Origin of the sequence: Proteus sp. G2669 (genome assembly GCF_009915245.1) — a bacterium.
Lineage (GTDB): Bacteria > Pseudomonadota > Gammaproteobacteria > Enterobacterales > Enterobacteriaceae > Proteus.
This window is the reverse complement of record NZ_JAABLX010000055.1, coordinates 272,626-295,639: the sequence shown is the minus strand read 5'-3', so window position 1 is coordinate 295,639 and position 23,014 is coordinate 272,626. Positions and strand designations below refer to the sequence as shown.

Here is a 23,014-nt window from a genome sequence, read left to right as displayed (position 1 = left end):
TATCAAAACATAATTTTAGTAAATGCATGAGTTTCTATAATTAGATGTGATGTTTTGAATTATATTTTTTGATCTGATAAATAAAATAGCCTATTGCCAATGGAATAATAAATGGAATAATTAGGATAATGTAAAATATTATCCCACCTCTAGCACCTGAGTTATTAATATATTCATTAAAGGTATATTTTGAAAAATAGTGGAGCAGTATATTATCACTGCATCTTTTAGCAAATGGAAATAACGGAGTACAAAGGCAAGCATAAACAATCATTAAAATAAATTTATCTCCATGATCACTTAATGCATAAATCAAAGGGATAAAAATAAAAAGGCTAAGGAGTAGTTTTCCTAAAAAATCCCAACTTTTAACAAAAAGACGAATAGGGTGATTTTTTCTTTTTATCAATATGTTATGACGTGTTATTTTTTCTTTGGTATAATTTTTACCACTTCTACTCATTGAATTTCCCTGTAAAAGAAAATAAAACAGTCGTTAATTTATCTCTTATTATAAACATAATATACATATATTTTTATATATTAATGAGTTAAATATACAGGCTAGTAGAAACAGATAAAATATCATTAAAAAACCCGCCAACAGAAAACATAGCTGACGGGTATTTTTCAGAAAAATTAGAATGCTTGACGGAAAATCTCAATGATCTCTTTTTCATTACCTTTACGAGGATTAGAGAATGCATTACCGTCTTTAAGTGCCATTTCTGCCATATATGGAAAATCAGACTCTTTCACACCTAATTCACCTAAATGTTGCGGAATACCAATATCCGCAGATAGGCGAGCGATAGCTGCAATAGCGCGCTCTGCTGCATCCATCACTGATAACCCTGTGATATTTTCACCCATAAATTCAGCAATATCAGCAAATTTTTCTGGATTAGCAATCAGGTTATAACGCAGTACATGTGGTAATAGCACCGCATTAGCTACGCCATGAGGCATATCATATAAACCACCTAATTGGTGAGCCATTGCATGAACGTAACCAAGGTTAGCGTTATTAAATGCCATTCCTGCTAAAAGTGAAGCATAAGCCATATTTTCACGAGCTTTTAGGTTTGTCCCCAAGGCTACGGCTTGACGCAAGTTACGAGAAATTAAACGGATTGCTTGAATAGCTGAAGCGTCAGTGACGGGGTTTGCATCTTTAGAAATATAAGCTTCAACTGCGTGAGTTAACGCATCCATACCGGTTGCGGCAGTCAGTCCTGCTGGTTTACCAATCATTAACAGAGGATCGTTAATAGAAACGGAAGGGAGATTACGCCAGCTCACAATAACGAATTTGACTTTAGTTTTTGTGTTGGTCAGAACACAGTGGCGGGTGACTTCACTTGCTGTACCAGCAGTAGTATTTACGGCAATAATAGGTGGCAGTGGATTTGTTAGTGTTTCAATACCTGCATAATTGTAAAGATCACCTTCATGAGTAGCTGCAATACCGATACCTTTACCACAGTCATGTGGACTACCGCCACCTACTGTAATTATCATGTCACATTGTTCTTTACGGAACATTGCAAGACCTTCAAGCACATTAGTGTCTTTTGGGTTAGGCTCTGTGCCATCAAATACGACAACATCAATACCCGCTTCTTTTAGATAACCAATAGTTTTATCTACGGCGCCATCTTTTATTGCTCTTAGGCCTTTATCCGTTACCAGCAGGGCTTTTTTACCCCCCAATAATTTGCAACGTTCGCCAACAACAGAGATAGCACCAGGACCAAAAAAGTTAACATTCGGTACCAAGTAATCAAACATACGATAGCTCATGATAAACCTTCCAATATCAGATTATTATTCAGATAAATTAAAGTATTAGTGCATTCTCACCTCATTGGTTGTTAAGTCAAGAGAGGTAGCTCATCAATGAGGTGAATCGATTCGTTTAACTTTGGTTGGTTTGATATAAGTCAACAGGATATGCTTTCTTTGAGGAAAGGTGATCCATCTAATCTCTGCTAGAGTTTCTAAATATCTTGGCAAAAAAAGGAATATAAGAAGCAATATTAGGAACTTTAAGCTAAAACCAAATAGCTTGAGGTATAAGGTAAAAGGAATGCGTAGACGATAAAACACCCGCAAGCAGGTGTTTTATTATGTTATATGTGGTAAGCGTTGTTTATTCGTCGAAGTACCAATATCCTTGATTGATAAATTCGGTTAATTCTGCAACGAAGGCTGGAACCATCAATGCTTCACCGAGTTCATCTGCTCCAACTTCCGTAAACTGACACAGCGCATCTGCGCCTTTTGTTTCTTTGGTAGCCCAAACTTCTGTATTCACAAAGAAATTATCTTCGATATGTAGGACGCGCAGTCCGCTTAGTCGGATCAATTTTTCACCATCATTCAGCGCGCTTAATACTTCTTCTGGCTGATATGGTGGTTCTGCAGGGGCAATGTCCAGTTCATGGCGTGGAGTGGTAGCAAAACGACCTAACCATTGTTCAAAATCACCAGGTTTATTGATCATTTCAATCATCATGGCGCGTAGGCGTTCAACTTCGTGAGCTTCCATTCTTCCTGCATTGTCGCGTACTGTCAGATTAGGATCGCTATAATTTATTCCACCTAGATCTTGTTCCAGTGCGTAATCTGCAAAACTGCTCAGCAAATCACGGCCATTTGGTCCACGAAAGCCGACAGAATAGTTCATGGTATCTTCGAAAGTGAAGCCATCGTGAGGGAATCCAGGTGGAATATACAGAATATCTCCCGGTGCCATTTCTACATCAATAATGGGCTCAAATGGATCAACATGCAGTAATGCAGGATGAGGGCAGAACTGGCGCATTGGTAGGGCATCACCTACACGCCAGCGACGACGACCCATTCCTTGAATGATAAAAACATCATAGTTATCAATATGTGGTCCGACACCACCTCCGGGTACTGAATAGGAGATCATTAGATCATCAAGACGCCATTCTGGCAACACACGGAATGGTTTCACCAACTCAGCTGACGGCATATGCCAATGGTTGACAGCCTGTACCAGTAGTGACCATCCTTTTTCGCCTAATTCGCTGTAATCTTCAAATGGACCATGGCTTGCCTGCCATTTGTTGTCTGTGAGGCTGACAAGACGACTGTCAACTTCTGGCTCCATTGCCAAACCAGCTAATTCATCTGGAGTAATAGGATCGACAAAATTAGGAAATGCATTTTTCAATACAACAGGTTTTTTTTGCCAGTATTTTTCTAAAAATTCAGGCCAGTTAAGATTCAGTTTGTTAACCATGTGACCACATCTGTGTAAAGGAATAAGCTGGTAATTATAGAAGTAATGTGTGGTTATATTTTTGTTTGGCATCAAATGCCAGTCAATAACTCTTATCGGAATAAGATCAGAGATGGGAGTTTGATATGGAAAATGGTAATTGAGAGGGAAATTGGGTAGGGGATTTTACTTCTAATAATGAAATTACTGAAATAAAAATATACAAAATAAAATGTAAAGCTTGAACCAGACTGACCCAAGCTGCCTTTCTATCCTTGTTGTACTTCAATCAACAATAAATAACTTTGCCCCAAGAGCCGTTGATGAACGATGTGCTTCGGCATTATCACCGACCTGATAGCTGATCCCCGGTGTCAATACGAAGGTTTGCCCGTCATCAAGCTCAGAGTGTAGTTCACCCTCTAAACATAATAAAATATGCCCTTTTAAACACCAATGATCCGCAAGATAACCCGCTGAATATTCAACCATGCGAACTCTGATATCACCAAATGTGGCCGTACGCCAAAGCGCAAAACCTTGTTCTCCCGCATGAGTTTCTGGCTCTATACGGCTCCAATCAGTTATACCAAAAGGGATGTTAGCCATTTTCATTTGTTCTTCCTATTTATTGATTTTGAGGACACTAAGCTTGCTAACAATACATTATATTAGCAAGTAAAAATATATAATAAGCAGAAAAGATGACTCAGAGGTAATTTATGGCAACACTAAATATAAAAGCGACGTTTCAGTGTGATATTGAAAAATTATGGCAAGTGATTACATTGACAGAAAATTATCAATGGCGAAGTGATTTACGCAGTATTGAAGTGATAAACGATCATAAATTTATTGAACACACCAAAGATGGTTATTCGACCATATTTACGGTAACAGCTAAAGTGCCATATCAACGATGGGAGTTTGATATGGAAAATGAAAACATCAAAGGTCATTGGATGGGTGTTTTTACCTCTGATAATGGAATTACTGAAATCGACTTTACGGAAGTCGTGATATCCAAAAAGATTTTCTTAAAACCTTTAGTGAAGTGGTATCTGAAGAAAAGACAGAAAACCTATATTCAAGACCTAGAAAAAGCATTGGCGAATAAGCCTTAAGTTAAGAATGAACCAACATAAATCAACCAGACCAAAACAGAGATTTAAGAGCCTATCTGTATTTAGACACCAAGATTCGCATAATGTATATTATGTTAAATTGAATATAATAACCAATAACCAATAACCAATAACCAATAACCAATAACCAATAACCAATAACCAATAACTTCATGAGATGGATCCTTTCAAGGATTTAGCTTTTAAAACCCTCTTGCCTCAGATACGTGTTAAGAAACGTATTATCTAACTCTATTGATTAATTTAAGAATTCATTTGATTAACTAGCCAACGATGAATTATTTGAACAATATATGTTTGCTCTTCATCCGTTAATTGACGATGTTTTTCTATACCATGCCAGGTTTTTAAACATCCTCGACAACAAGTCGCCGTGGCATGCTGAGCAATAAACACAGGATGTCCTCGCATTGGAGTTTGCTTACCATCATTTTTGGGTTCTTCAGCAGCTAAGCGTTTTTGAATAAAATCTAAAGCGTGTTGATCGATAGTATCAGGGCCTTTATCAATACAGTATTGTCGCTCTTTTGGCCCTAATTTAAACTTTTGTCGAAAAGTTGATTTGGATAATCTGTTAAATAAAAGATCTACATTATTCATTAAATTTTCCACCTAAAACAATGATCGTACGCTTATAGTACATAGCTTACAATCACATATGTTTTAGTTTATTACCCAAACATTGATGGTAGATAAAATTACTAAATGTGGTTATCTCCTATCACCATGAAGAGAATAAAACGCTTCATTGGATAAGTACCCTTACCTGTTCACTCATCATATATTTCTGACAAAGTCATCAAAGTAATAGTTGTAGCGTCGAATAATAGATGGTTCAGCACGAACATTCGATCTTTATCAATATTTTTATATATTTAGCGTTAGATACTCAGAGGTAGAACATGTTTCAATGATCAGTTTTTTAATCTTATCGATAACATCATCATGTTTTCCTCCAATACGATTACCTATCATTAATTCGTAACAAGGCATATTAACTGGCGGTTCAAACACGACCATTCCTGTTAATTTAGCAATGGCTAATGCAGCATGAGATGGAATGGTTGTTAATAAATAATTACCTGATAGCAAAAATGGTACAGCAGAAAAATGTGTCGTAGAAACCTTTATCTTTCGCTTTAGTCCTAATGGTTTTAGTGCCTCATCCACTACCCCCACAAATCCCCCAGACGACACTAATAAATGAGGATAATCGGCATATTGTTCAATAGTTTGAGGTAATGGATTTTTTTTATCTGTAATGCAAAGATAATTACCTTTGCCTAAACGATGTATTTTTATGAGATGAGATGCTATACCGCCGGCAGTTATGGCTAAATCAATTTGATGCTGTAAGAGCATATCCTGTACAACACGCGAGTGTGTTTGCCGATAAATAACATGAATTCCTGGTAATGCATCATTAATTGTATCTAATAGCTGCTTACCAATCGAAATTTCATAATCATCTGATAATCCAATCGTAATGGTTCTTCCTTCAAAATAATTTTTGGGTACAGCATAAGCTACCACTAAACGACATTGACTTAATGCGCTCTCGATTATCGGCGCTAACTCATTAGCGTATGGCGAAGGTTTTAACCCCCTTCCTGTTCTTTCAAATAGAGGATCGTGAAAAATAACTCTTAATTTTGATAATGATGCACTAACCGCAGATTGAGTTAAACCTAGCCTAATTGCGGCCCTTGTCGCACTACCTTCTTCAAATAGCGCTTCAAATATTTTCATTAAATTTAAATCAACTGACTCGATATCAATTTTATTCATATTAGATAGTCTCTATTTACTGTTGAAGATTTTAGGCTATATCTTCATCATAATAACAACTTTCACATAGAGATTCATTTTATCTATTATTGAAAAATATTTTCATAATAAACAAGTAGTAATGAAATCACTATTTGTTCTAAGTAATAAACAGGAATACGTAATGTACCAATATAAGATATTACTATTATTAATATCTTTCTCTTGTTGCTTTTTATGCAGTGCTTCATATGCCATGAAGGAAATCACACTGGATTGTATGAATAAAGGGGAAGTTATTATTTTTCATACTAATTACAAAATCAGCACACTGAAAAATAATAATGAATTTTATGTATCACCAGGCTCGCAAACAAAAATGATAAATGGTGTGAAATATAGCCTATACCCTTTTTTAAATGGAGATATGTATATTAATCAAATAGATAATAGCCAGTTTCATCTGATTATGTTTCATGATGGAGAACGTATCCAATGTCAGTCAGTGAAATCTAAAAATATCTCGATCACTAACCTTCCCATTGTTAAATAAAAACTGAATACTATGAATAAAAAGATAATCACCCCTATAATTGCTATTCCTTTAATCGCCCTAATCTCTGCCACGACACTTTATGCTAATGAAGAAAAGCCGATTATTTCTGCTGGTAGTTGGGTGCTAATGTCTTATGAAACAGGAGAAATATTAGTTGGACAAGAAGGGACAAAACATATTGAACCAGCAAGTTTAGTCAAATTAATGACATCATATTTGGTAGCAAAATCAACATCATTAGGTTATATCAAAAATGAAGATGTCGTTATTATAGATAAAGAAGCATGGGCTTATGCTAATCCCGTTTTAAATGGTTCGCCATTAATGTTTCTTAAGGCTGGTGAACAGGTCGATGTGGCTTCTCTGAAAAAAGGATTAATGATCCAATCCGCTAATGATGCCGCAATTGCACTCGCGAAGTATATGGCCAATAGTCAAGATGGCTTTGTTGAATTAATGAATAAAACCGCCAAAGATATTGGCATGACAAATTCTATTTTTCAAAATGTACATGGATTAAATGCAGGTAATCAATACACTTCTGCCTCAGATATGGCATATTTAGCCAAACAATTAATTAAAGATTCGCCTAATGATTACCAATTATATAAAGAGGCTACGTTCTCACATAATGGAATTAAGCAGTACAATCGCAATAAACTTTTATATCAAAGCAAACTTGATGTTGATGGATTAATAACAGGAACAACATCCTATAATAAATATCATATTGTTTCATCAGCCACAAACAATCATATTAGATATATTGCTGTTGTATTAGATGCAGATTCATCCGCAACAAGATTTAATGAGGCGGATAAATTACTGTCTTGGGGGTTCGATAATTACACTGTTTATAAACCAGATCTTACAAATACCATACCTGTGCGAGTTTGGTACGGTGATAAAACAGAAATGCAAGTGACTTATCCCGAAGGTACTGCGATAGATATAAAAAAGAAAGATATAGATAAAATAAAAATTAACTTTATATTTAACGATAACTATATTTCAGCCCCTATTAATAAAGGAGATGTTGTTGGCTATGCTGAATTTCTTGTTGATGATAAACAAATAGCAACAAAAGAATTAATTTCCACCGAACGTATTGAAAAAGGTAATTTTTTTAATAATATTTGGGATTTTATCTTGCAAATAATAGATAAGCTAATTGAAGACATTAAGGTTGTTATCAACTCGTAAAAAATAAAGAATATAATTAAACGGTATTCATCGTGATCTGGCTTTACCGTTTAATTTGAAAAATTGAGATTTAGAGGGAAGTAATATTACATAAATTATAAGTTGAAATATTACAAGCAATACCCTCTCTATTCTTCTTTATAAATTGAAACAGATGTGAAATTTCGAGGGAATTTTTCGTTCATGTTCATCATTTCCGGAAATACCCTAAATTCCAGCCTAATTTTATTATTGGATTTAAATCTAAACCTATAAATGTAAGATGGTAAATTTGTTAATTCTTTCAAACGCATTCCATTGGGCGCTTTGATCGCAACATAAGTATCTTCAAAGATACTATCAAAAGCTAAATCGAGTGAGTCAAAATCATTTTGCTTAAAGTCTGTGATAGTGAAATTATTTATATCTAATGACAAACTGGCATAAATCCACCCTAATTCCCTATTTTTTCTATAAAAATTTGTGGAAGCAAGTTTATTGTTATAACGCATCCATTTTAAAATTCCCATTTTAGGCTCAACATGAATATATCTACCAAATAGAGGTTCTGCTTCCGTTAATTCTTTTTCTTTATTCATAACGTTAAGAATTTGAGCAAGGATATCTAAAATAATTTTCCTATCATCAGCCGTAAATTGTTTATTTATGCTTTCGCTCTCTTTTTGTTGATGGATGGCGAGATCAGATGTATTAGTTTGCTTGGCTCCAACGTTTAACGAAAAAAATAGCATTAGAGTAAAAACACCAAAATTTTTAGTCATATGATTACCTCTTATACTTCACTAACATATTGGGTGATATTTTTATGATTTATCATAACTAATCATTAAAGGAATAAGTTTCATAACTATATTATAAACATAAAAATAAAGAATATTTATTTAAGTGTGAGCCTGTTATCAACTTACTAGTCGGATTTGTTTAATTCTATTGTTAATGACCTAAAAATCACAAAAAAAACACGCTAGTGTCAGTTATTTCCTATATTCAATTCAATTAGCCTACTTTACGCTGATACATATATTTAATGTGAAAATAAATATTTATAAACGGAAATTAATTATTTTTATTTATATTGTGCGAGGATGAATATGAGAATTGTACTTGCTTTGATCTTGAGTTCAACACTCTTGCTCTCTGGTTGTTCTGCCTTCCTTTTTAGCTTAGGTAGTAATCCAGAAATGTCACTGAGTAATGTAAAGTTGATGGAAAATACCACTAAACTAAAAGTGCCAGCTATACCGCCAGGAACAAAAGATGGTGAATATTTACGTTATTATCCAGGTGGGCAATTAAAATATAAGTCATGGGTAACTAAAGGTTGTTATGACCGTTACGTTAATGCTTATTATGAAAATGGTAAACTACAAATGGTCATACCATTGAAAAATTGTGAAGTTAATGGTGTGGTAAAAAGTTATCAGACTAATGGTAACATATACAGTGAAATCGCTATGCGTAATGGCTTACCTCATGGTGCTTTTAAATATTATCATAACACACCTAAAAATAACGTTAATTTGCAGGGATATATGGAGAACAGAGCTCTTATTGGCGTCATTACTCAATATGATGAAAACGGAAAAGTTATTAACAAAGGTCAGGTGTTAGATGGTAAGGTTAAAATCTTAAAATAATCTAATTTAATTAAGCTACCGGCTTTTTATTATTAGTGAAAGCCGGTTTTTTGTTTTATAACTCAAATTCGCGTTATTCCTTTTTTATATTAAAGTAGAACATCAACGCTTTATAACCTTTCTCGCTGATAGTCACTTCTCTATATCCTTGATGTCGTGTTAACCACGCTTGCGCTTCTGCATAATGAAGAAAAGCAGTACCCATTTTCCCACCCAAATGAAAACGACGTTCACTCCAATCCAAACATGGACAGCAAATATTGTGTGAATGCTTTGCTTGAAATTCAATACCCATATTTTTAAATCGCTCAATACCTAGCGTTGTAATAGCACAGCCGTCTTCTGTTATCCATTTTTGCTGGCAAAGAGAATCATAAATATTAACGGCCACTTCACCTGCTAAATGATTATAACAAGTTCTTGCTTTTCTTAGATTTTTAGGTGTTGTTATTTTTGCTTGTGAAATATGGTCAGTTGAAAAGCTCATTAATTTTTCAATAACTTTTGCAATTTCATCGTTAGCTAATCGGAAATAACGATATTTACCTTGGGATATTACAGAAATTAGACCACTATTCAGTAATTTTGATAAATGGCTACTGGCTGTAGAAGCAGAAATATCAGCCACAACACCCAACTCAGTAGCTGTCCACGCCCTTCCATCCATCAATGCACAAAGTATTTTGACTCTAGAAATATCAGATATCGCTGCACCAACAGTAGCTATTGCGGATTCTACCGTGTGCTGATATTCCGATTTTATCTCAGATTTAGCCATTTAAAAATTGAGCCTTTTAGTAGCATGTCATGAATGGTGTAATAACGTTATTGTAGCAAGATCGAGAGCCTATTTAATTACAGACTTTCTGTATCAAATGAATATTCGCGGGCCAAAGAAGCAATACTAATTTTATAGAAATCGAAAATAGACTCTCGACCTTCTTGTTGCGCACTTTTATGTGAAATATTTTTCTTCCATTGCAAAACAGCTTCTTCATTTTCCCACCAAGAAAGTGATAATAATTTTCCTTCGGTTGATAAACTTTGAAAACGCTCTATTGAAATAAACCCCTCAACATCTGTTAGTAATGGTTTTAAATCGGCAGCTAAAGATAAATAACGATCCTGTTTTCCTAGTTTAATTTTTACTTCAAATATCACGGCAATCATTAGTGCTCTCCTTTATTGGTTTATAGTGAGTGTATTGATAAAAAATAAACAACACTTCGCTCATTGTTGAAATGAGAGCAATTATCGATTTGTAAAATAAAGCAGAAAGATACTATGAACATCTTCTGATGAAACTAAATCTTCTGATGTGATTGACAAAGTTTTTTCACTAATAATGCTGTTGCACCTCCAATTCCACCTATAACAGTGCCAAGTATTAATAGATAGATAAGTCCTGTATAATTACTTAAATTTATTCCCATAAGAGGAATAGTAAACATAATAGCGATAGCAGGAGCTAATGAAGCATGCAGAATGGTTCGTTTATTTATTAAATAACCAGCTAAACAACCACAAAAAAATAATAAAACATAAAAGATAATGTTTACAAGATACAGCATTTCCACGCCTGGTTGAGGATCTTTAAATATATAGTTAGTTATAATCTGCAAAATATATCTTGTGAATACAAAAAAAATTATACAAATTACATAGTTAAACCATAATCTATTTTTTAAGGGAACCTTAGCCATTTTATCAATCCTCTCCACATAGATAAGTGACCATCATCGAGATAGCAAAGACCACTGACTTAAGGTGTACTTAATGCTGTGCCTTGTGGCCGAGGCTCTAAGATAATTAAAGATCCATAAAATCATCATGCTCTGAATAATAGTTAAGTGCATTAACTAAATCATCTAATGTTGCAGATGGTTTTTGTTCTAATGCTAAATCAATAACATCCGCAAACTGCTGACCAGAATATAAATAAACGAGATGATTCATTTGTACAATATTTGGGTAGATTTCGTTATCGCTATCATCAACGTCAGGATAATCTGCAATAAAATACTGCTGCCCTATTTTTAATTTATCTTCAATATCATCTTCGCCGTATAAACAAAAATTATCATCTCGCGACTCAATTTGTTTCATTGCCAATATAAGATCTGTTAGGTGGTATTGGTGATCTTTTTGCAACATATATAGACTCTCAGTAAATTTAACAGCAAATTATTACTAATAGCGTACAACGTTTATAGAGATCTGCACTATAACTTAGTCTTATTTTCGTGAGAATTGGACACATAAAACCCCTAAAATAACCAAACCAATCCCTAAGATCTTACTCAATGGAATAGAGTTTTGGCTCATACCAAACCAACCAAATTGTTCAATTAAAGCAGAAATAATCAGTTGCCCTGCAATCACCATCACAAAAAAGGTCGTACTACCAATTTTAGGCACTAGAATTAAAGCAGACGTTAAATAAAGCATACCTGCAATACCGCCAAACCAGATCCAAATAGGTTGACTAAAAAGCTCAGTGCTGAAATTAGGCTTAGGAACTTTAAAAATAAATAAGAGTGGAATTAAAACCGCAATACTGATTAACAGCGATATTGCACTTGCCCATAAAGGATGGCCTAATTGGCGTGCTAATATAGCATTACTGGCGGCTTGAATGGGCACTACTGCACCAGCAAGTAAAGCCAAAGCAGCAAGTAAAAGCCCAGATAATGAAAGTGTTGACATAATAACCTCTTAATTAATTACGGATGAAAATAAATTAAGGGGATGTTAATCAATGATGTTATTTTGAGGAAATGAACAATTTTATAAGGCACTATTCGTGATATGAATAATTTACGGAAACTAGATTTAAATCAATTGGTTACTCTTTTTTATCTATTACGAGAACGCCATGTGAGTCGTGCAGCAGAGCGATTACATAAAAGTCAGCCAACGGTAAGCCATACTCTCAATAACTTAAGAGAGTTATTTCAAGATCCGCTTTTAGTGAGAAAAAATGGGCAATATCAATTAACCAGTAAAGCGGAATCACTTTATCAACCGCTGACTCAAGCATTGGAACAACTCGATAATCTTATTGCACAACAAGACTTTCAGCCGAAGGATTGTAAAAGACGATTTAATATTGCGATGTCTGATTATGGTGCAACGCTAATTTCAACCAAGTTAATTCATTATTTACATACTCATGCACCTGATGTTGATTTAAAAATTTGGCACAGTAGCCGAGAAGAAATGCAAAGTAAGCTAAATGAAGGAAGTTTAGATTTAGCATTTGGGGTGTTTAATATTTTCGATAATACATTACGTTCAAAATCTATTTTTACTGATAAAATGGTCAGTGTGGTCGATAAAACGGTGTATCCCGAAAAAACAATAAATCTAACAGAATGGCTGTTATCACCCCATATTTTAGTCAGTATGAAACCGTTCGATGCCAATGAAATAGACCATCAACTTCAATTAATACATCAACAACGCCGCATTGCGGTTACAGTACCTTATTGGCAAATTGCTCCTCAATTATTAGAAAATACCGATTTAATATTAACTATTGCTGAAAAAGCGATCCCTCAAGATATGCGCCAGAAATTTTCTATATTTGCCCCTCCCATTGATATTCCCGAATTAGAATTTCAGATGATCTGGCATCAACGTAGTGATAATGACAATGCGCTTAATTGGTTAAGAAATACCATTGTGGCGCTTTTAAAAGAAGAATAAAAAATCAAATTCTTCTTTTGGTTGGTCTTTATTTTCAAAGCAAACTCAATGTATTTACTCGTCCATTATCCCAATTAAAATGCACTAAACGCCCTGTGTTATCGAAAAAATACCACTGGTTAAACTCATGACGATAACTGGGTGTAAATTTTGTCGGCCACTTTAATTCAAAGCTACAGTGATTTTTATTATTGTATAAACGAAAGATCGTTAATTCATCTTTTTGCCAATCAATTAGTTTCGCTGTTCTTGACGTTAAATGAAAAGATTGCTGTTCTTCAATAGATTGAGTATTAGGCAGCTGTAAACGTTGGGTATAGTGTGAATTTGCTGATGTGAGCACGCATTTATCATGCTTTACACCATAATATGAGTTAGACATAAGATCATATTTTAATCCCTCATTTAAATGATGAGGCAGGTTTTCTCGTTGAGTTAATCGACGTTCAGGTAAAATATACGACCAGCGTTCTTTGGGTTCACTATTAATTAGCCAATGCTCAGTATCATTGTGGCGCAGAAGCTCAACAACATCACCATTCAAGGTATCTACATTCCAAACGATTTTAAAGTCACCTTTAGTATCAACAACCTGTACCGTATTATTAATGGCAATAGTCCAAAAAACACCATCAAAAATACGAGTAAAAACAGTGCATTTCAATGTACCAAGCTCTTGAATGGACTGTGTTGTGATTGCTAATGAATTAATTTGGAAATAATCGCCTCTAGGTGCTAATAATAAAGCGCTTTGGTGGTTTTCTGCGATAACAATATGATAAGTTGGCGTTAAATTATACCAAATTTTTTTCCCTGCTTTATCGGTTAATAATACCCCAGATTCACCTAACGCAATAAGATATCGGTGATCACTTAAGGCAATCACATCATAAATTGCGTAAAGGCCTTGTTCGGGAATAGTCGCTGAAATAAAGTGATTTTGCGCATCTAATGAATAGCGTTTAGCCTCTGGAATATCACTATGAGGTATATCTGTTTTTAATAGTTTATTGGTACTTTTATGAATAAGTTGGCTAATTTCTTTTTTTTCTAGCACAGAATTAGCACCATATTGATCAACAATAATGGGTCGAATAAGTTGATTAATTAGTTGTTCTGTTAATTTAGTCTGCTTAGGTAATGCTAATAGCTCTCTTGCTAAAATGGCGCGTTGAATAGTTGCAAGAGGATCGTTACATGTCTTTTTAATATCACCTTGATATAAATGGAAAGTATCAGGTAATAAAAATATTGATTTCACAAGACTGCGTAGGCTTAATTCTCCACCAGCTTGATAGGCAATTTCTAACCAATGCTTAGCTTTATTGCGGCTGTCCTCATTGTTTAATTGCCAGATAATATCGATAGCTTGTAAATAATCTTCACAGTCCACCAGATATTCAGCCCACTCTTCACGCATTTTATCTGCAATATCAGGATGTTTTTCTTGTAACTGTAATATGACGTAGGAAAAAGTATTGTGTAGGCGAGCATAAATAACAGCAGAATCAATATCGCCCGCTAAGCAATATAAACGAATAATACGATCAGGCCGCATTCCCCACATCCGCGCCAGTTCCGCAGCATGTTGATAGCGCTGAAAGCTTTCTAAATAACTCAGTGCTTCTTCTTTTTCTTGTAACAATTCAGCGAGAACAAATAGTGCTTCTTCATTACAACCAGCTTTATCTAGCTTTATAAACTGTTGACGATAAAGTTGTTTTAAATAATTTTGCAGTTCATCTCCAAAATAAAGACTTTTACGCCCTTGTTGATTGGCTGATATTTCCAGTTTATTTCGCCCTTTTAATCTCCCCAAATAAGGTGAAGGCGTTGTTTCTTGGTTTTCTTGATATTGACTAAGCGGAATACCATGGCGCAATGCTTGATCGACATTACCGTCTTCAAACATTTTCATCATTTTTTTAATGTAATCAGCCTGCTGTTTACTCATTACAGACGCTAAGCCGCTTTTTACTGAGAGTTTATTTAGCCAGCGTTGCCATGGGGATAATTGAATTGTTTTTTCAGGCGAATAAGGCATAGCTTCATGATTTTGAGGTGTCAGAAGTTTATTAATGATTTTCTGAGTCAGTGATAATGACGTTTTTACGCGAGGTGTCTGTGTTTGAGACGATGACGAAGTATTTTCAAATACCGTTTTTATAAATTGTTTTTGTTTATCATCTGCCAGTGGAATATTGTCACCTATAATCGTTCTAATATTTTTCTCTTCTGACAAGGCTTGGGGTTTTATTTCATACAGACTGGCGTAGTTATCTGTTTCTTCAAAATTAATCTCTTTTATATCGAGATAATTAGCAAGTGATAGAGGTTCAGCTTGTGAAAATAGAAGCGTTGTTACAACACCACTACGAACTAAAGCAAGATCTGCATAAGGCAGTTTTTTTATCTCATCATTATCTAAAGGTGCTGTGCTATAAAGGCGACCGTAACGAATTAAAGGCCATCCTTCAATGGATGAGCAATTCACCGTTTTATTTTCAGTAAAACAGAGAACATCCCCTTGTTCGAATCGATAAATACGACAATTAGCTTGCCAATATTTTATTAAATAAGTCAGCCGTTGAGTCTCGTTAAACCAGTCATTCGGCAGCCATAAACCTTCGATTTGACGATATCCTAATAACATTGGATGACGAATATAATCATTATGCATTTTGGATATCACCTTCTTGTGCAATGGTATACAGATTTAGGCGTAATTGTTTTTGGTATACATCATAAACAACGACTTGTGCATGATCCGTTAATGCAGCAAAAAGGCCTTTAGAGGGGCTAAATGAGTAACGTGTAAACGGATTATCTGCACGATATAAGATTTCTATCTCACCTTTTGAATAATTGGCAATATTTCGTTTGTTTGGGCTGATCATCAAAATATTTAAGGTGGTTAAATCTTCTTCTGAGGAGCCATCGAGTGTTGGATAAAAAAGCCCTATACCTTGCCATCCTTGAGGTAAATCTATTTGATAGCCATAAACCTCATCAATTTCCATATTATAAACATGCCAGCTTTGTCGATTAGTGCCTAATGAAATGGCGCAAGATACGGATTTAGAACCATCAGTATATTTATGGCGATAAGCAAATAAGACAGCTCTTTGATAGGAAATAAATTGAGTAAAATAGAGTCGATGTTGGTATTTATTTCGAGAAAAGTCTGCACCAGTAACCATTTGGACTAATTCACTACTGCCATTGAGATAAATATACACAAGTAGGTTGTCTGCTATTTTCTCTATGCCAAGGACTTTCTCTTCAACAATCTTAAAGCTATTTTTTTCTTCAGCATAAATATTGGATGAGAAAGCGACTAACCGCCTTGCTCTATCATGAACAAATAAACTGGTATATTCTCGATTAGATAAATAAGCACTGGTAAGCGTATTACCTCGCCCAATACCCGCAGAGAACTCTTCATCGGAAGGTCGAGGTATATAAGAGAGTTTGGGTAATTGCCAAAAATAGAGGCCATTGTTATTGGAAAGTAATGCACCTACCTTTTTCCCATGACACTGTAACGCTAAAATAGTGTAACCATCAGGATATATTTGGTATACAAACGTTTTTTTAAGTGAACTGTTTGGATTTAATCTATTGAGCGGTGGGATTTTAATAACCACTAATCCGGGTTTACCTAATAAAGTGACACCAACCGCACTACCATGAAATGAGATAACGGGTGAAAACATTAGTGATATTTTGTGTTCATGTTGATGTGTATTTTGCACGGAAGGCGGTCTTAATTGCCCTTTCAATAATTGTGAACTTAATGCTTTAGGTGGCGTTGGCAATACAATATGGCGTTGAAAATGAGGCGTGCGAATTTTGACATCAATCGTTTTATTGAAACAATCATCTGCCATTAATTCGATATGATGACTTGATGCAGTCTGTTTCAATATAAGTTGTTTTAATATAGATTGTTGATGAGCGCCCGTAACTAACCAAATCTCACCGTTTTGCACATCAAAATCTTCAGCAATAACGTTTTGCCAATGTGTAATATTTTCGTTTAAAACAGGCGAATAAGTCCGACGTGTCAATAATTCGTATAGATCATTAATGCTGTTTAACGGCATTAATGGAATGATTGATTGCAACGTTCCCCACATTAATGTGCAACCCACTTTTTCTGCCCGTTGTGCCAGTATAATAAGCATTGCAATATGCACTAAGCGGCATTCACCTAGTTGCGAAATACCCGTATCAAAAAGTACGGTGATCTGATTTAAAGATTGTTGGGATTTATAGTTTGGTGCCAAAAAGAGATGTTCTGCATTAATGGCACGTCTCATAAATTCATCAGGCACTTCATCAGCCATTAACCATTCACTAAGTAGCAGGTTCTGATAATCCCCTTTACGCTGTATTTGCCCTATACCATCTTGTTCAGGTAAACCACCGAGTTGCTTTCCCTGTACAGGACCTAATGCACGACTTAGACGTTGTAATAGATCAGAAAAGGCAGGAATTAATTCAGGATCTAACCAGCTAAGCCAAGTTTGCCAAGGTTGTAGCGCTTTGGGCAACGTGGTGGGTTGTGTTGTGGGTAATGACATGATGATAAACCGATCCTTGTATCACATTATATTTCACTAAAAACACAATTGGGTGAGTGTATCCCGTAGCGTTGGTGTTAACGTCCACTGATTATCTAAAGGGATCACCGTTTGAGGTGATGGTAAAAGTAATAGTGGTTGGCGTTTAAAATGTTGCACTAAGGCTTGCTCCACCAGCCCATTAGGTAATAAAAGCTGTTGATGTATAGGGAGCCATAATTTTGCTGTTTCAGTAGACGGTGCGATCAGCGTTATATTTTCAGCCCAAGGTAAATCAGTCTGTTTTCCTAACACAATAAGCCGATGTTGACTGGTGATCACTTTTAGCCGTTGTTGCTGAACATCAGGTAAATGAATAATGCGCTCAATAAGCTGTTTAGCCGTTACACCTGTTGCAAACACCCCTTGTGGTTTAGTGGGCGTTGCATTAGGTTGCCAAGTCAGTGGAAATGTTAGGCTCATAATAAGTGACTAAACTGTATCGCTAATTGGGTACGTAATGTGGCAAGCTCTTCACTTAACATCTCTGTCGAAAAATTCGCATCTATTTCTCGTAACGTCAGTTCAATATCCGCTTTAGAAACAGGTTGTGCATTTAGAACATCTGTTGCTCTTTCAATTAAACGGTTCATACGAGATTGAGGTTGTAATGTTGCCTCTTCTACGGAGCTAAATAACCGAGAATTCATTGAAAGTGAAAGTTCTTGTCGTAAGATTTCACGTCCTTGTTGTTGCGCATCTTCAGTAGGCAGTACATACAGTAAAGGCCAGAGATCTTGCTCTGTCGCAATCTCTCGATTATTGAGTACGGTTGCCGCTGCAATAAGACGCTGAACACGCACAATACGTCTATCTGAAAGCGTGATTCCTGCATTTCTTAATGAACGCACAGCATTCGCAATTAACGGTCTGACTTGTGTTAAATCGACATTTTTCACTGCAAGGTGTAGTTCATCTAATCGCATAATATCGAGTTGCACTGAAAGTGGAGTCAAACTTGAGGCCCATCCGCCTTCAAGCATGGCTTCTAATTGGTGATCGGGTACAGGATCTATAAAAAGATGAATAAGAAAGCGATCTGAGAATGCGGCAAGGTTCGGATCATCAGGCAAACTATTAGCAGCACCAATACACACTTTTAATGGACTAATAATATCGGTATGACCACGTTTAAATCGGCGTTCATTTAAAATACCTAATAAGGTGTTTAAAATCGCAGTCGATCCTAGAAAGACCTCATCAAGAAACACGATATCTGCTTCAGGTAACATTCCTGTGATATCGGTTTCAACTTTACCTTCTTTGAGTTTTTTGAGATCAACCGCCCCAAATAGCTCAGAAGGTTCGGTAAAGCGCCCTAAAAGATATTCGAAATATCGCCCACCCAATGTTTGAGAAACTCTACGTACAACAGCACTTTTCGCCGTTCCTGGAGGGCCAATAACTAGCAAATGCTCCTGAGCAACGGCAGCTAAAACAACTAACTCAGCAAGTTGTTCACGGCCAATCATACCTTGTGTTGAGCATTGTATAGCTTTACGAATGCTATCAATAATTCCATTTATATGTGATGTCATATTTTTATGTATCAATTAAAAGTCTAACGATGGGTGGGATTTATTATGAGTTCTTTTATTTTGTGGCTCAACCCTTTTAATTAAATTCAAATTAAAAGGGATTTTATAATTTAATTTATTGTTGTGTTTAAGTATTTTAGGTTTTCTAATAACTATATTTTGTTTTTGTTATAAAATTTTTCACCACACATTAATTTGGTAAAATCAGCACTTACAGTAGCTACAGAGACAGGTTTATCTTTAGCAATATAAATAAAAGATTTTCGAATTTTATCTTCTTCACTGACTTCTTTTAATTTACCGTCAATCACTCTATCCGAATCATAATTTACGCAATAGCCGAGTGTTGTTGAGGTCTTTTTATCCTTTACTGTCACGATGTCATTATATTTAAAACGATAACCTTGATTCTCTTTAGCAAGTTCTTCCTTAGCGTCTTCCCCTATAGCAAAAGGATTTGAAAGACGTGCAATTGCAGCTACATACTCTGTATCCATTTTGTTGCTTACAAATTGCTTATCTGAGGCATTCGCTGCGCTATAAACAACACCTTGTTGAGTTGTTTTTACGCTATACGCTTCCCACTCTTGGGATTCTTTTATAAAAGGTGCAGTATTCGATAAAATTGTGGTGAATTTATCCCATGCTCCAGTCGTTGAGTTGCAACCTGGAAGCAAAAGTGCAGAACTGCCCAACAGTAGCAACGCCAGCGTCTTTCTTTGCATTTTCACTCCTTAAACTAAAAGATAAATTTAATGATATATCAAATTGTTAACCTATTTGAGGTTATCATCTTCTAGGTTAAATTGTATGCTCAACTTCCTAGGAATATGCTTAATTTTTTTACAAATCATTCACTAAATGATGAAAACAATCCTTGTTAGAGTGAGAAAAATAAGAGTGAGAGAGATAAGCGGATTAACGAACTTTTCTTCTTTCGGTGGCAATATCAAATGCCAAGCTTCTTAAATTAGGTGAATGATTTATTAATGCACGATGTGTTGACGCTTGGCTGATAAAGGCAAAACTTTTCCCCCAAGGGTGTTGATAACGATCACGTACAATAGGCGCGCGCCAATGTTGCAATAATCCTTCTAAAGGCAAGTGATCGTCTCCAACGGTTAATGCTTGAGTAACTAATTGTGGAAATTCACGTTTAATATCTTTGGCTTGTAAATACCAGCGTTCTCTCCCATAAATAGCTGCTTTTAATGTGATATTGTTATCACTCAAATACCACACTTGTGGCACGGCTTGTTCATCAGCATTAATTCCTGAAACCGCATCAGTAAAGCGTTTAGCACATTGTAGATTTTGTGCCAAAGCCTCTCTTACCCGTTGATTCTGTGCTGAACTGATTGATGTTTTATAAGGGCCTAATCGGTAGCGTTCCCAACATGTCTCATCATAGATATCAAAATCACTTAATGCTCTACCGTAGCTATCCATAACCACAGGATTAGGCGGTAAAAGTTGGTATACAAAAGGACAACCGCAGACATCATCGGATGAAAAGCCATGAAGATAACCACTTCCGGCATAATAGCCAGTCTCCATCATTGATAACGCTTGGAATGTACCGTGCCAAGGTGGGCCAAAGGCATACCATTTCGCCACTAATGCTCTATTTTCTGGTGTGGTATGACGTAACCAATAGCGTATTGCGAGGTTAGACGCGGATTGTGCAATAAAAATAAAAGGCTGACTCTCGCCAAAAATCGTTTTTAATCGATTAACTTCTCTATCAATAGTATCCACCAGCAATCGATGATCGGCTCTCCAATCATGAGCAAGGAAAAATAGATCTTGCCCTTCACGATAACCCAATGCGGTTTCAAGTACATCTTTAAGCTCTTGAGTGACAAGTGTGCTAACTAAATAAGGGACAATCGAAAAGGCATGCAATTGCTCGGTGGCTAATACGCGAGGTGAATGTTGAGCGTTGGGATGTTCATATTCATAATCACTTTTTGTAAAAACACTACGATGATCACCCCAAATAAAGGCCTGCTTTTGTCTATCAAAAAGCTTAGTGCCTAAAATTCCTGGTAAATAGATAATAGGAAGATTGGGTACTTTATCATCGAGTTGTGCTTTACGAATTTGAGCCGCAATAAGCTGAGCACGGATTAATGACCATCCTCTATTGAGTGGCATATTTTTAGCGTCCTTTTAATGGAATAAGAGTGATCGGCACATTTTCGCTACCAAGATGCGTTTTTTCGGCCTCAGTAACAGGAAAGTGAGCACGATCGTAAACCTCAAATAGTTGGCAAGGTTCATTTTGGTGATGATAAAGGCGGATCCCCTCTGCTTTAGGGCTACTTTTGGACAACATAAAGCGATGGCAACTGTTGGTGCTGATTGGGCCAATAGTCTCACCTTGTTTTGTAATAAATTGATAATAAATAGGCGAATCATTTTTTTGTTCAATATGGCAAGCCTGAACAGGACCACGGAAAGGATGGGTAATACAGATAAAATCATCAGGGATATGTTCTGATAATTTGTCAGTATTAGATCTAGCCCAAGGCAAAATAATGGACGGCTGAAAATGACAATGAGGACATTGCCCATTATCTAAGTGAGATTGTGCAATTAACCCACTTCGCTTAACTAATAAGGCATGGCATTCAGGACAATAAGAGTTTGCGCTGTCTGTATCAAACACATTTCCGACATAAACATAACGCATACCTTCGTTTAAGGCTTGCTGGCGAGCTTGCTCTAAAAAAGGAATTGATGTGCGTTCAACGTGTCGATATTGGTAATCAGGATGGAAACGAACATAGTGCAAAGGAATATCTGCATCAAGATATTTAAGCATCCAATCTGTGACTTTTTTCGCTTCTTCTAGTGAGTCATTACGTCCCGTCACGCATAAGTTAGAGACTTCAAGATGCGGACTATTTGTAGCTTTGCGTGCATCATAGACTTGTTTAATACCGTCAAGAACGGGCTGTAAACGCCCTCCTGTATGCTTACGATAAAAACTATCTTGCATTGATTTTAATGAAATACTAAAGATATCCATTACACCTAGTAATTCATCAATGGCTTTTTCGCTGATGTAAAATGCACTCTTGTACAGATTTTTTAAGCCATGTTCACGAGCAAGCTTCGCTGTGTCCATGACAAACTCATGCCAAACAATCGGATCATTATAAGTCCACGACAAAACACGAATATTATGTTTTAACGCATAATTGACCACATCTTCAGGGCTGTAATACGCCACACTGCTGTCTTGTACATAACGTGCTTGGCTGGTGCTCCAGTTTTGGCAAAAATCACAACGTAACATACAGCCAATATTACCTAACGATAAAATGCGTTCACCGGGTGCATAATGATAAACCGCTTCGGTTTCTATCGACTCTTGTGTCATGGGTACCGATTTACCGTAGTTTAGCGTCACTAAACTGCCATTCTCATTGCGTCTTAGTTTGCAAGTTCCTGTGCGACCTAAATTAATTTTACAGGCTCGTGGGCAAAGCTCGCATTGAATGCGATTATTTGAAATTGGGTGCCATAAGCGCGCTGGGTTCCCTGTTTGTTGCCATTGCTTCATTCTTACCATGA

General features: G+C 35.9%; 24 protein-coding genes. 5 read left to right on the top strand and 19 right to left on the bottom strand.

Translation table 11 applies throughout. From position 1 onward, the window contains the following. Nucleotides 1-40: 40 nt before the first annotated feature. The 4 genes from GWI68_RS20545 to GWI68_RS18800 all read right to left on the bottom strand — a co-directional run bounded on the left by GWI68_RS20545 (nucleotide 41) and on the right by GWI68_RS18800 (nucleotide 3,868). On the bottom strand, nucleotides 41-463 hold the full coding sequence (locus tag GWI68_RS20545) for a hypothetical protein (RefSeq protein ID WP_227336836.1): 423 nt from the start codon (nucleotides 461-463) through the stop codon (nucleotides 41-43). A 176-nt stretch (nucleotides 464-639) separates the two neighbouring features. Continuing rightward, the gene (dhaT, locus tag GWI68_RS18810; protein ID WP_088495650.1) at nucleotides 640-1,803 is read right to left on the bottom strand and encodes a 1,3-propanediol dehydrogenase; all 1,164 of its coding nucleotides are present in this window, start codon (nucleotides 1,801-1,803) and stop codon (nucleotides 640-642) included. Between the two features lie 349 nt (nucleotides 1,804-2,152). After that, nucleotides 2,153-3,274: a cupin domain-containing protein gene (locus GWI68_RS18805; protein ID WP_166541282.1), complete on the bottom strand. Its 1,122-nt coding sequence runs from the start codon at nucleotides 3,272-3,274 to the stop codon at nucleotides 2,153-2,155. A 264-nt stretch (nucleotides 3,275-3,538) separates the two neighbouring features. Further along, a complete protein-coding gene (locus GWI68_RS18800; RefSeq protein ID WP_166541281.1) occupies nucleotides 3,539-3,868 on the bottom strand; it encodes a DHCW motif cupin fold protein in 330 nt (109 codons plus the stop codon). 107 nt (nucleotides 3,869-3,975) lie between these two features. Between GWI68_RS18800 and GWI68_RS18795 the strand changes: the two genes are divergently transcribed. After that, on the top strand, nucleotides 3,976-4,377 hold the full coding sequence (locus tag GWI68_RS18795) for a polyketide cyclase (protein ID WP_166541280.1): 402 nt from the start codon (nucleotides 3,976-3,978) through the stop codon (nucleotides 4,375-4,377). A 264-nt stretch (nucleotides 4,378-4,641) separates the two neighbouring features. On the opposite strand, the gene GWI68_RS18790 is transcribed toward GWI68_RS18795, so the two are convergent. Continuing rightward, the gene (locus GWI68_RS18790; RefSeq protein WP_166541279.1) at nucleotides 4,642-4,998 is read right to left on the bottom strand and encodes a DUF4186 domain-containing protein; all 357 of its coding nucleotides are present in this window, start codon (nucleotides 4,996-4,998) and stop codon (nucleotides 4,642-4,644) included. Nucleotides 4,999-5,265: 267 nt separating this feature from the next. Then, nucleotides 5,266-6,186 carry a LysR family transcriptional regulator gene (locus GWI68_RS18785; protein WP_166541278.1) on the bottom strand — a complete coding sequence of 307 codons (921 nt, stop codon included), beginning with the start codon at nucleotides 6,184-6,186 and terminating at the stop codon, nucleotides 5,266-5,268. A 163-nt stretch (nucleotides 6,187-6,349) separates the two neighbouring features. Between GWI68_RS18785 and GWI68_RS18780 the strand changes: the two genes are divergently transcribed. Beyond that, nucleotides 6,350-6,718: a hypothetical protein gene (locus tag GWI68_RS18780; protein ID WP_166541277.1), complete on the top strand. Its 369-nt coding sequence runs from the start codon at nucleotides 6,350-6,352 to the stop codon at nucleotides 6,716-6,718. A 12-nt stretch (nucleotides 6,719-6,730) separates the two neighbouring features. Continuing rightward, nucleotides 6,731-7,924 carry a serine hydrolase gene (locus tag GWI68_RS18775; protein ID WP_166541276.1) on the top strand — a complete coding sequence of 398 codons (1,194 nt, stop codon included), beginning with the start codon at nucleotides 6,731-6,733 and terminating at the stop codon, nucleotides 7,922-7,924. 128 nt (nucleotides 7,925-8,052) lie between these two features. Here GWI68_RS18775 and GWI68_RS18770 read toward each other — a convergent pair whose 3' ends face one another. Continuing rightward, the gene (locus tag GWI68_RS18770) at nucleotides 8,053-8,685 is read right to left on the bottom strand and encodes a hypothetical protein (RefSeq protein WP_166541275.1); all 633 of its coding nucleotides are present in this window, start codon (nucleotides 8,683-8,685) and stop codon (nucleotides 8,053-8,055) included. Between the two features lie 330 nt (nucleotides 8,686-9,015). Here GWI68_RS18770 and GWI68_RS18765 point away from each other — a divergent pair, with 330 nt between their 5' ends. Continuing rightward, the gene (locus GWI68_RS18765) at nucleotides 9,016-9,561 is read left to right on the top strand and encodes a hypothetical protein (RefSeq protein WP_162556987.1); all 546 of its coding nucleotides are present in this window, start codon (nucleotides 9,016-9,018) and stop codon (nucleotides 9,559-9,561) included. Nucleotides 9,562-9,634: 73 nt separating this feature from the next. Here GWI68_RS18765 and GWI68_RS18760 read toward each other — a convergent pair whose 3' ends face one another. From GWI68_RS18760 to GWI68_RS18740, 5 genes are all read right to left on the bottom strand, one after another. Then, the gene (locus GWI68_RS18760) at nucleotides 9,635-10,339 is read right to left on the bottom strand and encodes a metalloregulator ArsR/SmtB family transcription factor (RefSeq protein WP_166541274.1); all 705 of its coding nucleotides are present in this window, start codon (nucleotides 10,337-10,339) and stop codon (nucleotides 9,635-9,637) included. Between the two features lie 77 nt (nucleotides 10,340-10,416). Beyond that, complete coding sequence (locus tag GWI68_RS18755; protein WP_166541273.1) at nucleotides 10,417-10,731, bottom strand: antibiotic biosynthesis monooxygenase; 315 nt, start codon at nucleotides 10,729-10,731, stop codon at nucleotides 10,417-10,419. Nucleotides 10,732-10,865: 134 nt separating this feature from the next. Beyond that, nucleotides 10,866-11,264 carry a hypothetical protein gene (locus tag GWI68_RS18750; RefSeq protein ID WP_166541272.1) on the bottom strand — a complete coding sequence of 133 codons (399 nt, stop codon included), beginning with the start codon at nucleotides 11,262-11,264 and terminating at the stop codon, nucleotides 10,866-10,868. 106 nt (nucleotides 11,265-11,370) lie between these two features. Beyond that, nucleotides 11,371-11,715: a hypothetical protein gene (locus tag GWI68_RS18745; protein ID WP_166541271.1), complete on the bottom strand. Its 345-nt coding sequence runs from the start codon at nucleotides 11,713-11,715 to the stop codon at nucleotides 11,371-11,373. 81 nt (nucleotides 11,716-11,796) lie between these two features. Further along, on the bottom strand, nucleotides 11,797-12,267 hold the full coding sequence (locus GWI68_RS18740; RefSeq protein WP_166541270.1) for a DMT family transporter: 471 nt from the start codon (nucleotides 12,265-12,267) through the stop codon (nucleotides 11,797-11,799). Between the two features lie 102 nt (nucleotides 12,268-12,369). On the opposite strand from GWI68_RS18740, the gene GWI68_RS18735 reads away from it, so the two are divergent. Beyond that, complete coding sequence (locus GWI68_RS18735) at nucleotides 12,370-13,269, top strand: LysR family transcriptional regulator (protein ID WP_166541269.1); 900 nt, start codon at nucleotides 12,370-12,372, stop codon at nucleotides 13,267-13,269. 34 nt (nucleotides 13,270-13,303) lie between these two features. On the opposite strand, the gene GWI68_RS18730 is transcribed toward GWI68_RS18735, so the two are convergent. From GWI68_RS18730 to amrS, 7 genes are all read right to left on the bottom strand, one after another. Continuing rightward, nucleotides 13,304-15,949: a bpX6 domain-containing protein gene (locus GWI68_RS18730; protein WP_166541268.1), complete on the bottom strand. Its 2,646-nt coding sequence runs from the start codon at nucleotides 15,947-15,949 to the stop codon at nucleotides 13,304-13,306. Further along, nucleotides 15,942-17,855 (bottom strand): hypothetical protein, encoded by a 1,914-nt coding sequence (locus GWI68_RS18725; protein ID WP_166541267.1) that lies wholly within the window; start codon nucleotides 17,853-17,855, stop codon nucleotides 15,942-15,944. Before GWI68_RS18725 ends, GWI68_RS18730 begins: the two co-directional genes overlap by 8 nt. Before the next feature lie 36 nt (nucleotides 17,856-17,891). Beyond that, entirely contained in the window at nucleotides 17,892-18,317 is a 426-nt protein-coding gene (locus GWI68_RS18720; RefSeq protein WP_166541266.1) for a hypothetical protein, read from the bottom strand. Beyond that, nucleotides 18,314-19,432: an AAA family ATPase gene (locus GWI68_RS18715; RefSeq protein WP_166541265.1), complete on the bottom strand. Its 1,119-nt coding sequence runs from the start codon at nucleotides 19,430-19,432 to the stop codon at nucleotides 18,314-18,316. The genes GWI68_RS18720 and GWI68_RS18715 overlap by 4 nt, the downstream gene beginning before the upstream one ends. 152 nt (nucleotides 19,433-19,584) lie before the next feature. After that, nucleotides 19,585-20,157, bottom strand: coding sequence for a hypothetical protein (locus tag GWI68_RS18710; protein ID WP_166541264.1), 573 nt, complete (start codon nucleotides 20,155-20,157; stop codon nucleotides 19,585-19,587). 193 nt (nucleotides 20,158-20,350) lie between these two features. Beyond that, the gene (locus tag GWI68_RS18705) at nucleotides 20,351-21,589 is read right to left on the bottom strand and encodes a hypothetical protein (RefSeq protein WP_166541263.1); all 1,239 of its coding nucleotides are present in this window, start codon (nucleotides 21,587-21,589) and stop codon (nucleotides 20,351-20,353) included. Nucleotides 21,590-21,593: 4 nt separating this feature from the next. After that, nucleotides 21,594-23,012: an AmmeMemoRadiSam system radical SAM enzyme gene (amrS, locus tag GWI68_RS18700; protein WP_166541262.1), complete on the bottom strand. Its 1,419-nt coding sequence runs from the start codon at nucleotides 23,010-23,012 to the stop codon at nucleotides 21,594-21,596. Nucleotides 23,013-23,014 lie beyond the last annotated feature (2 nt).

Bases quoted from the DNA above. Each gene is read 5' to 3' on its own strand.
- GWI68_RS20545 (WP_227336836.1), bottom strand. From the start codon at position 463: ATGAGTAGAAGTGGTAAAAATTATACCAAAGAAAAAATAACACGTCAT.
- dhaT (WP_088495650.1), bottom strand. From the start codon at position 1,803: ATGAGCTATCGTATGTTTGATTACTTGGTACCGAATGTTAACTTTTTT.
- GWI68_RS18805 (WP_166541282.1), bottom strand. From the start codon at position 3,274: ATGGTTAACAAACTGAATCTTAACTGGCCTGAATTTTTAGAAAAATAC.
- GWI68_RS18800 (WP_166541281.1), bottom strand. From the start codon at position 3,868: ATGAAAATGGCTAACATCCCTTTTGGTATAACTGATTGGAGCCGTATA.
- GWI68_RS18795 (WP_166541280.1), top strand. From the start codon at position 3,976: ATGGCAACACTAAATATAAAAGCGACGTTTCAGTGTGATATTGAAAAA.
- GWI68_RS18790 (WP_166541279.1), bottom strand. From the start codon at position 4,998: ATGAATAATGTAGATCTTTTATTTAACAGATTATCCAAATCAACTTTT.
- GWI68_RS18785 (WP_166541278.1), bottom strand. From the start codon at position 6,186: ATGAATAAAATTGATATCGAGTCAGTTGATTTAAATTTAATGAAAATA.
- GWI68_RS18780 (WP_166541277.1), top strand. From the start codon at position 6,350: ATGTACCAATATAAGATATTACTATTATTAATATCTTTCTCTTGTTGC.
- GWI68_RS18775 (WP_166541276.1), top strand. From the start codon at position 6,731: ATGAATAAAAAGATAATCACCCCTATAATTGCTATTCCTTTAATCGCC.
- GWI68_RS18770 (WP_166541275.1), bottom strand. From the start codon at position 8,685: ATGACTAAAAATTTTGGTGTTTTTACTCTAATGCTATTTTTTTCGTTA.
- GWI68_RS18765 (WP_162556987.1), top strand. From the start codon at position 9,016: ATGAGAATTGTACTTGCTTTGATCTTGAGTTCAACACTCTTGCTCTCT.
- GWI68_RS18760 (WP_166541274.1), bottom strand. From the start codon at position 10,339: ATGGCTAAATCTGAGATAAAATCGGAATATCAGCACACGGTAGAATCC.
- GWI68_RS18755 (WP_166541273.1), bottom strand. From the start codon at position 10,731: ATGATTGCCGTGATATTTGAAGTAAAAATTAAACTAGGAAAACAGGAT.
- GWI68_RS18750 (WP_166541272.1), bottom strand. From the start codon at position 11,264: ATGGCTAAGGTTCCCTTAAAAAATAGATTATGGTTTAACTATGTAATT.
- GWI68_RS18745 (WP_166541271.1), bottom strand. From the start codon at position 11,715: ATGTTGCAAAAAGATCACCAATACCACCTAACAGATCTTATATTGGCA.
- GWI68_RS18740 (WP_166541270.1), bottom strand. From the start codon at position 12,267: ATGTCAACACTTTCATTATCTGGGCTTTTACTTGCTGCTTTGGCTTTA.
- GWI68_RS18735 (WP_166541269.1), top strand. From the start codon at position 12,370: ATGAATAATTTACGGAAACTAGATTTAAATCAATTGGTTACTCTTTTT.
- GWI68_RS18730 (WP_166541268.1), bottom strand. From the start codon at position 15,949: ATGCATAATGATTATATTCGTCATCCAATGTTATTAGGATATCGTCAA.
- GWI68_RS18725 (WP_166541267.1), bottom strand. From the start codon at position 17,855: ATGTCATTACCCACAACACAACCCACCACGTTGCCCAAAGCGCTACAA.
- GWI68_RS18720 (WP_166541266.1), bottom strand. From the start codon at position 18,317: ATGAGCCTAACATTTCCACTGACTTGGCAACCTAATGCAACGCCCACT.
- GWI68_RS18715 (WP_166541265.1), bottom strand. From the start codon at position 19,432: ATGACATCACATATAAATGGAATTATTGATAGCATTCGTAAAGCTATA.
- GWI68_RS18710 (WP_166541264.1), bottom strand. From the start codon at position 20,157: ATGCAAAGAAAGACGCTGGCGTTGCTACTGTTGGGCAGTTCTGCACTT.
- GWI68_RS18705 (WP_166541263.1), bottom strand. From the start codon at position 21,589: ATGCCACTCAATAGAGGATGGTCATTAATCCGTGCTCAGCTTATTGCG.
- amrS (WP_166541262.1), bottom strand. From the start codon at position 23,012: ATGGTAAGAATGAAGCAATGGCAACAAACAGGGAACCCAGCGCGCTTA.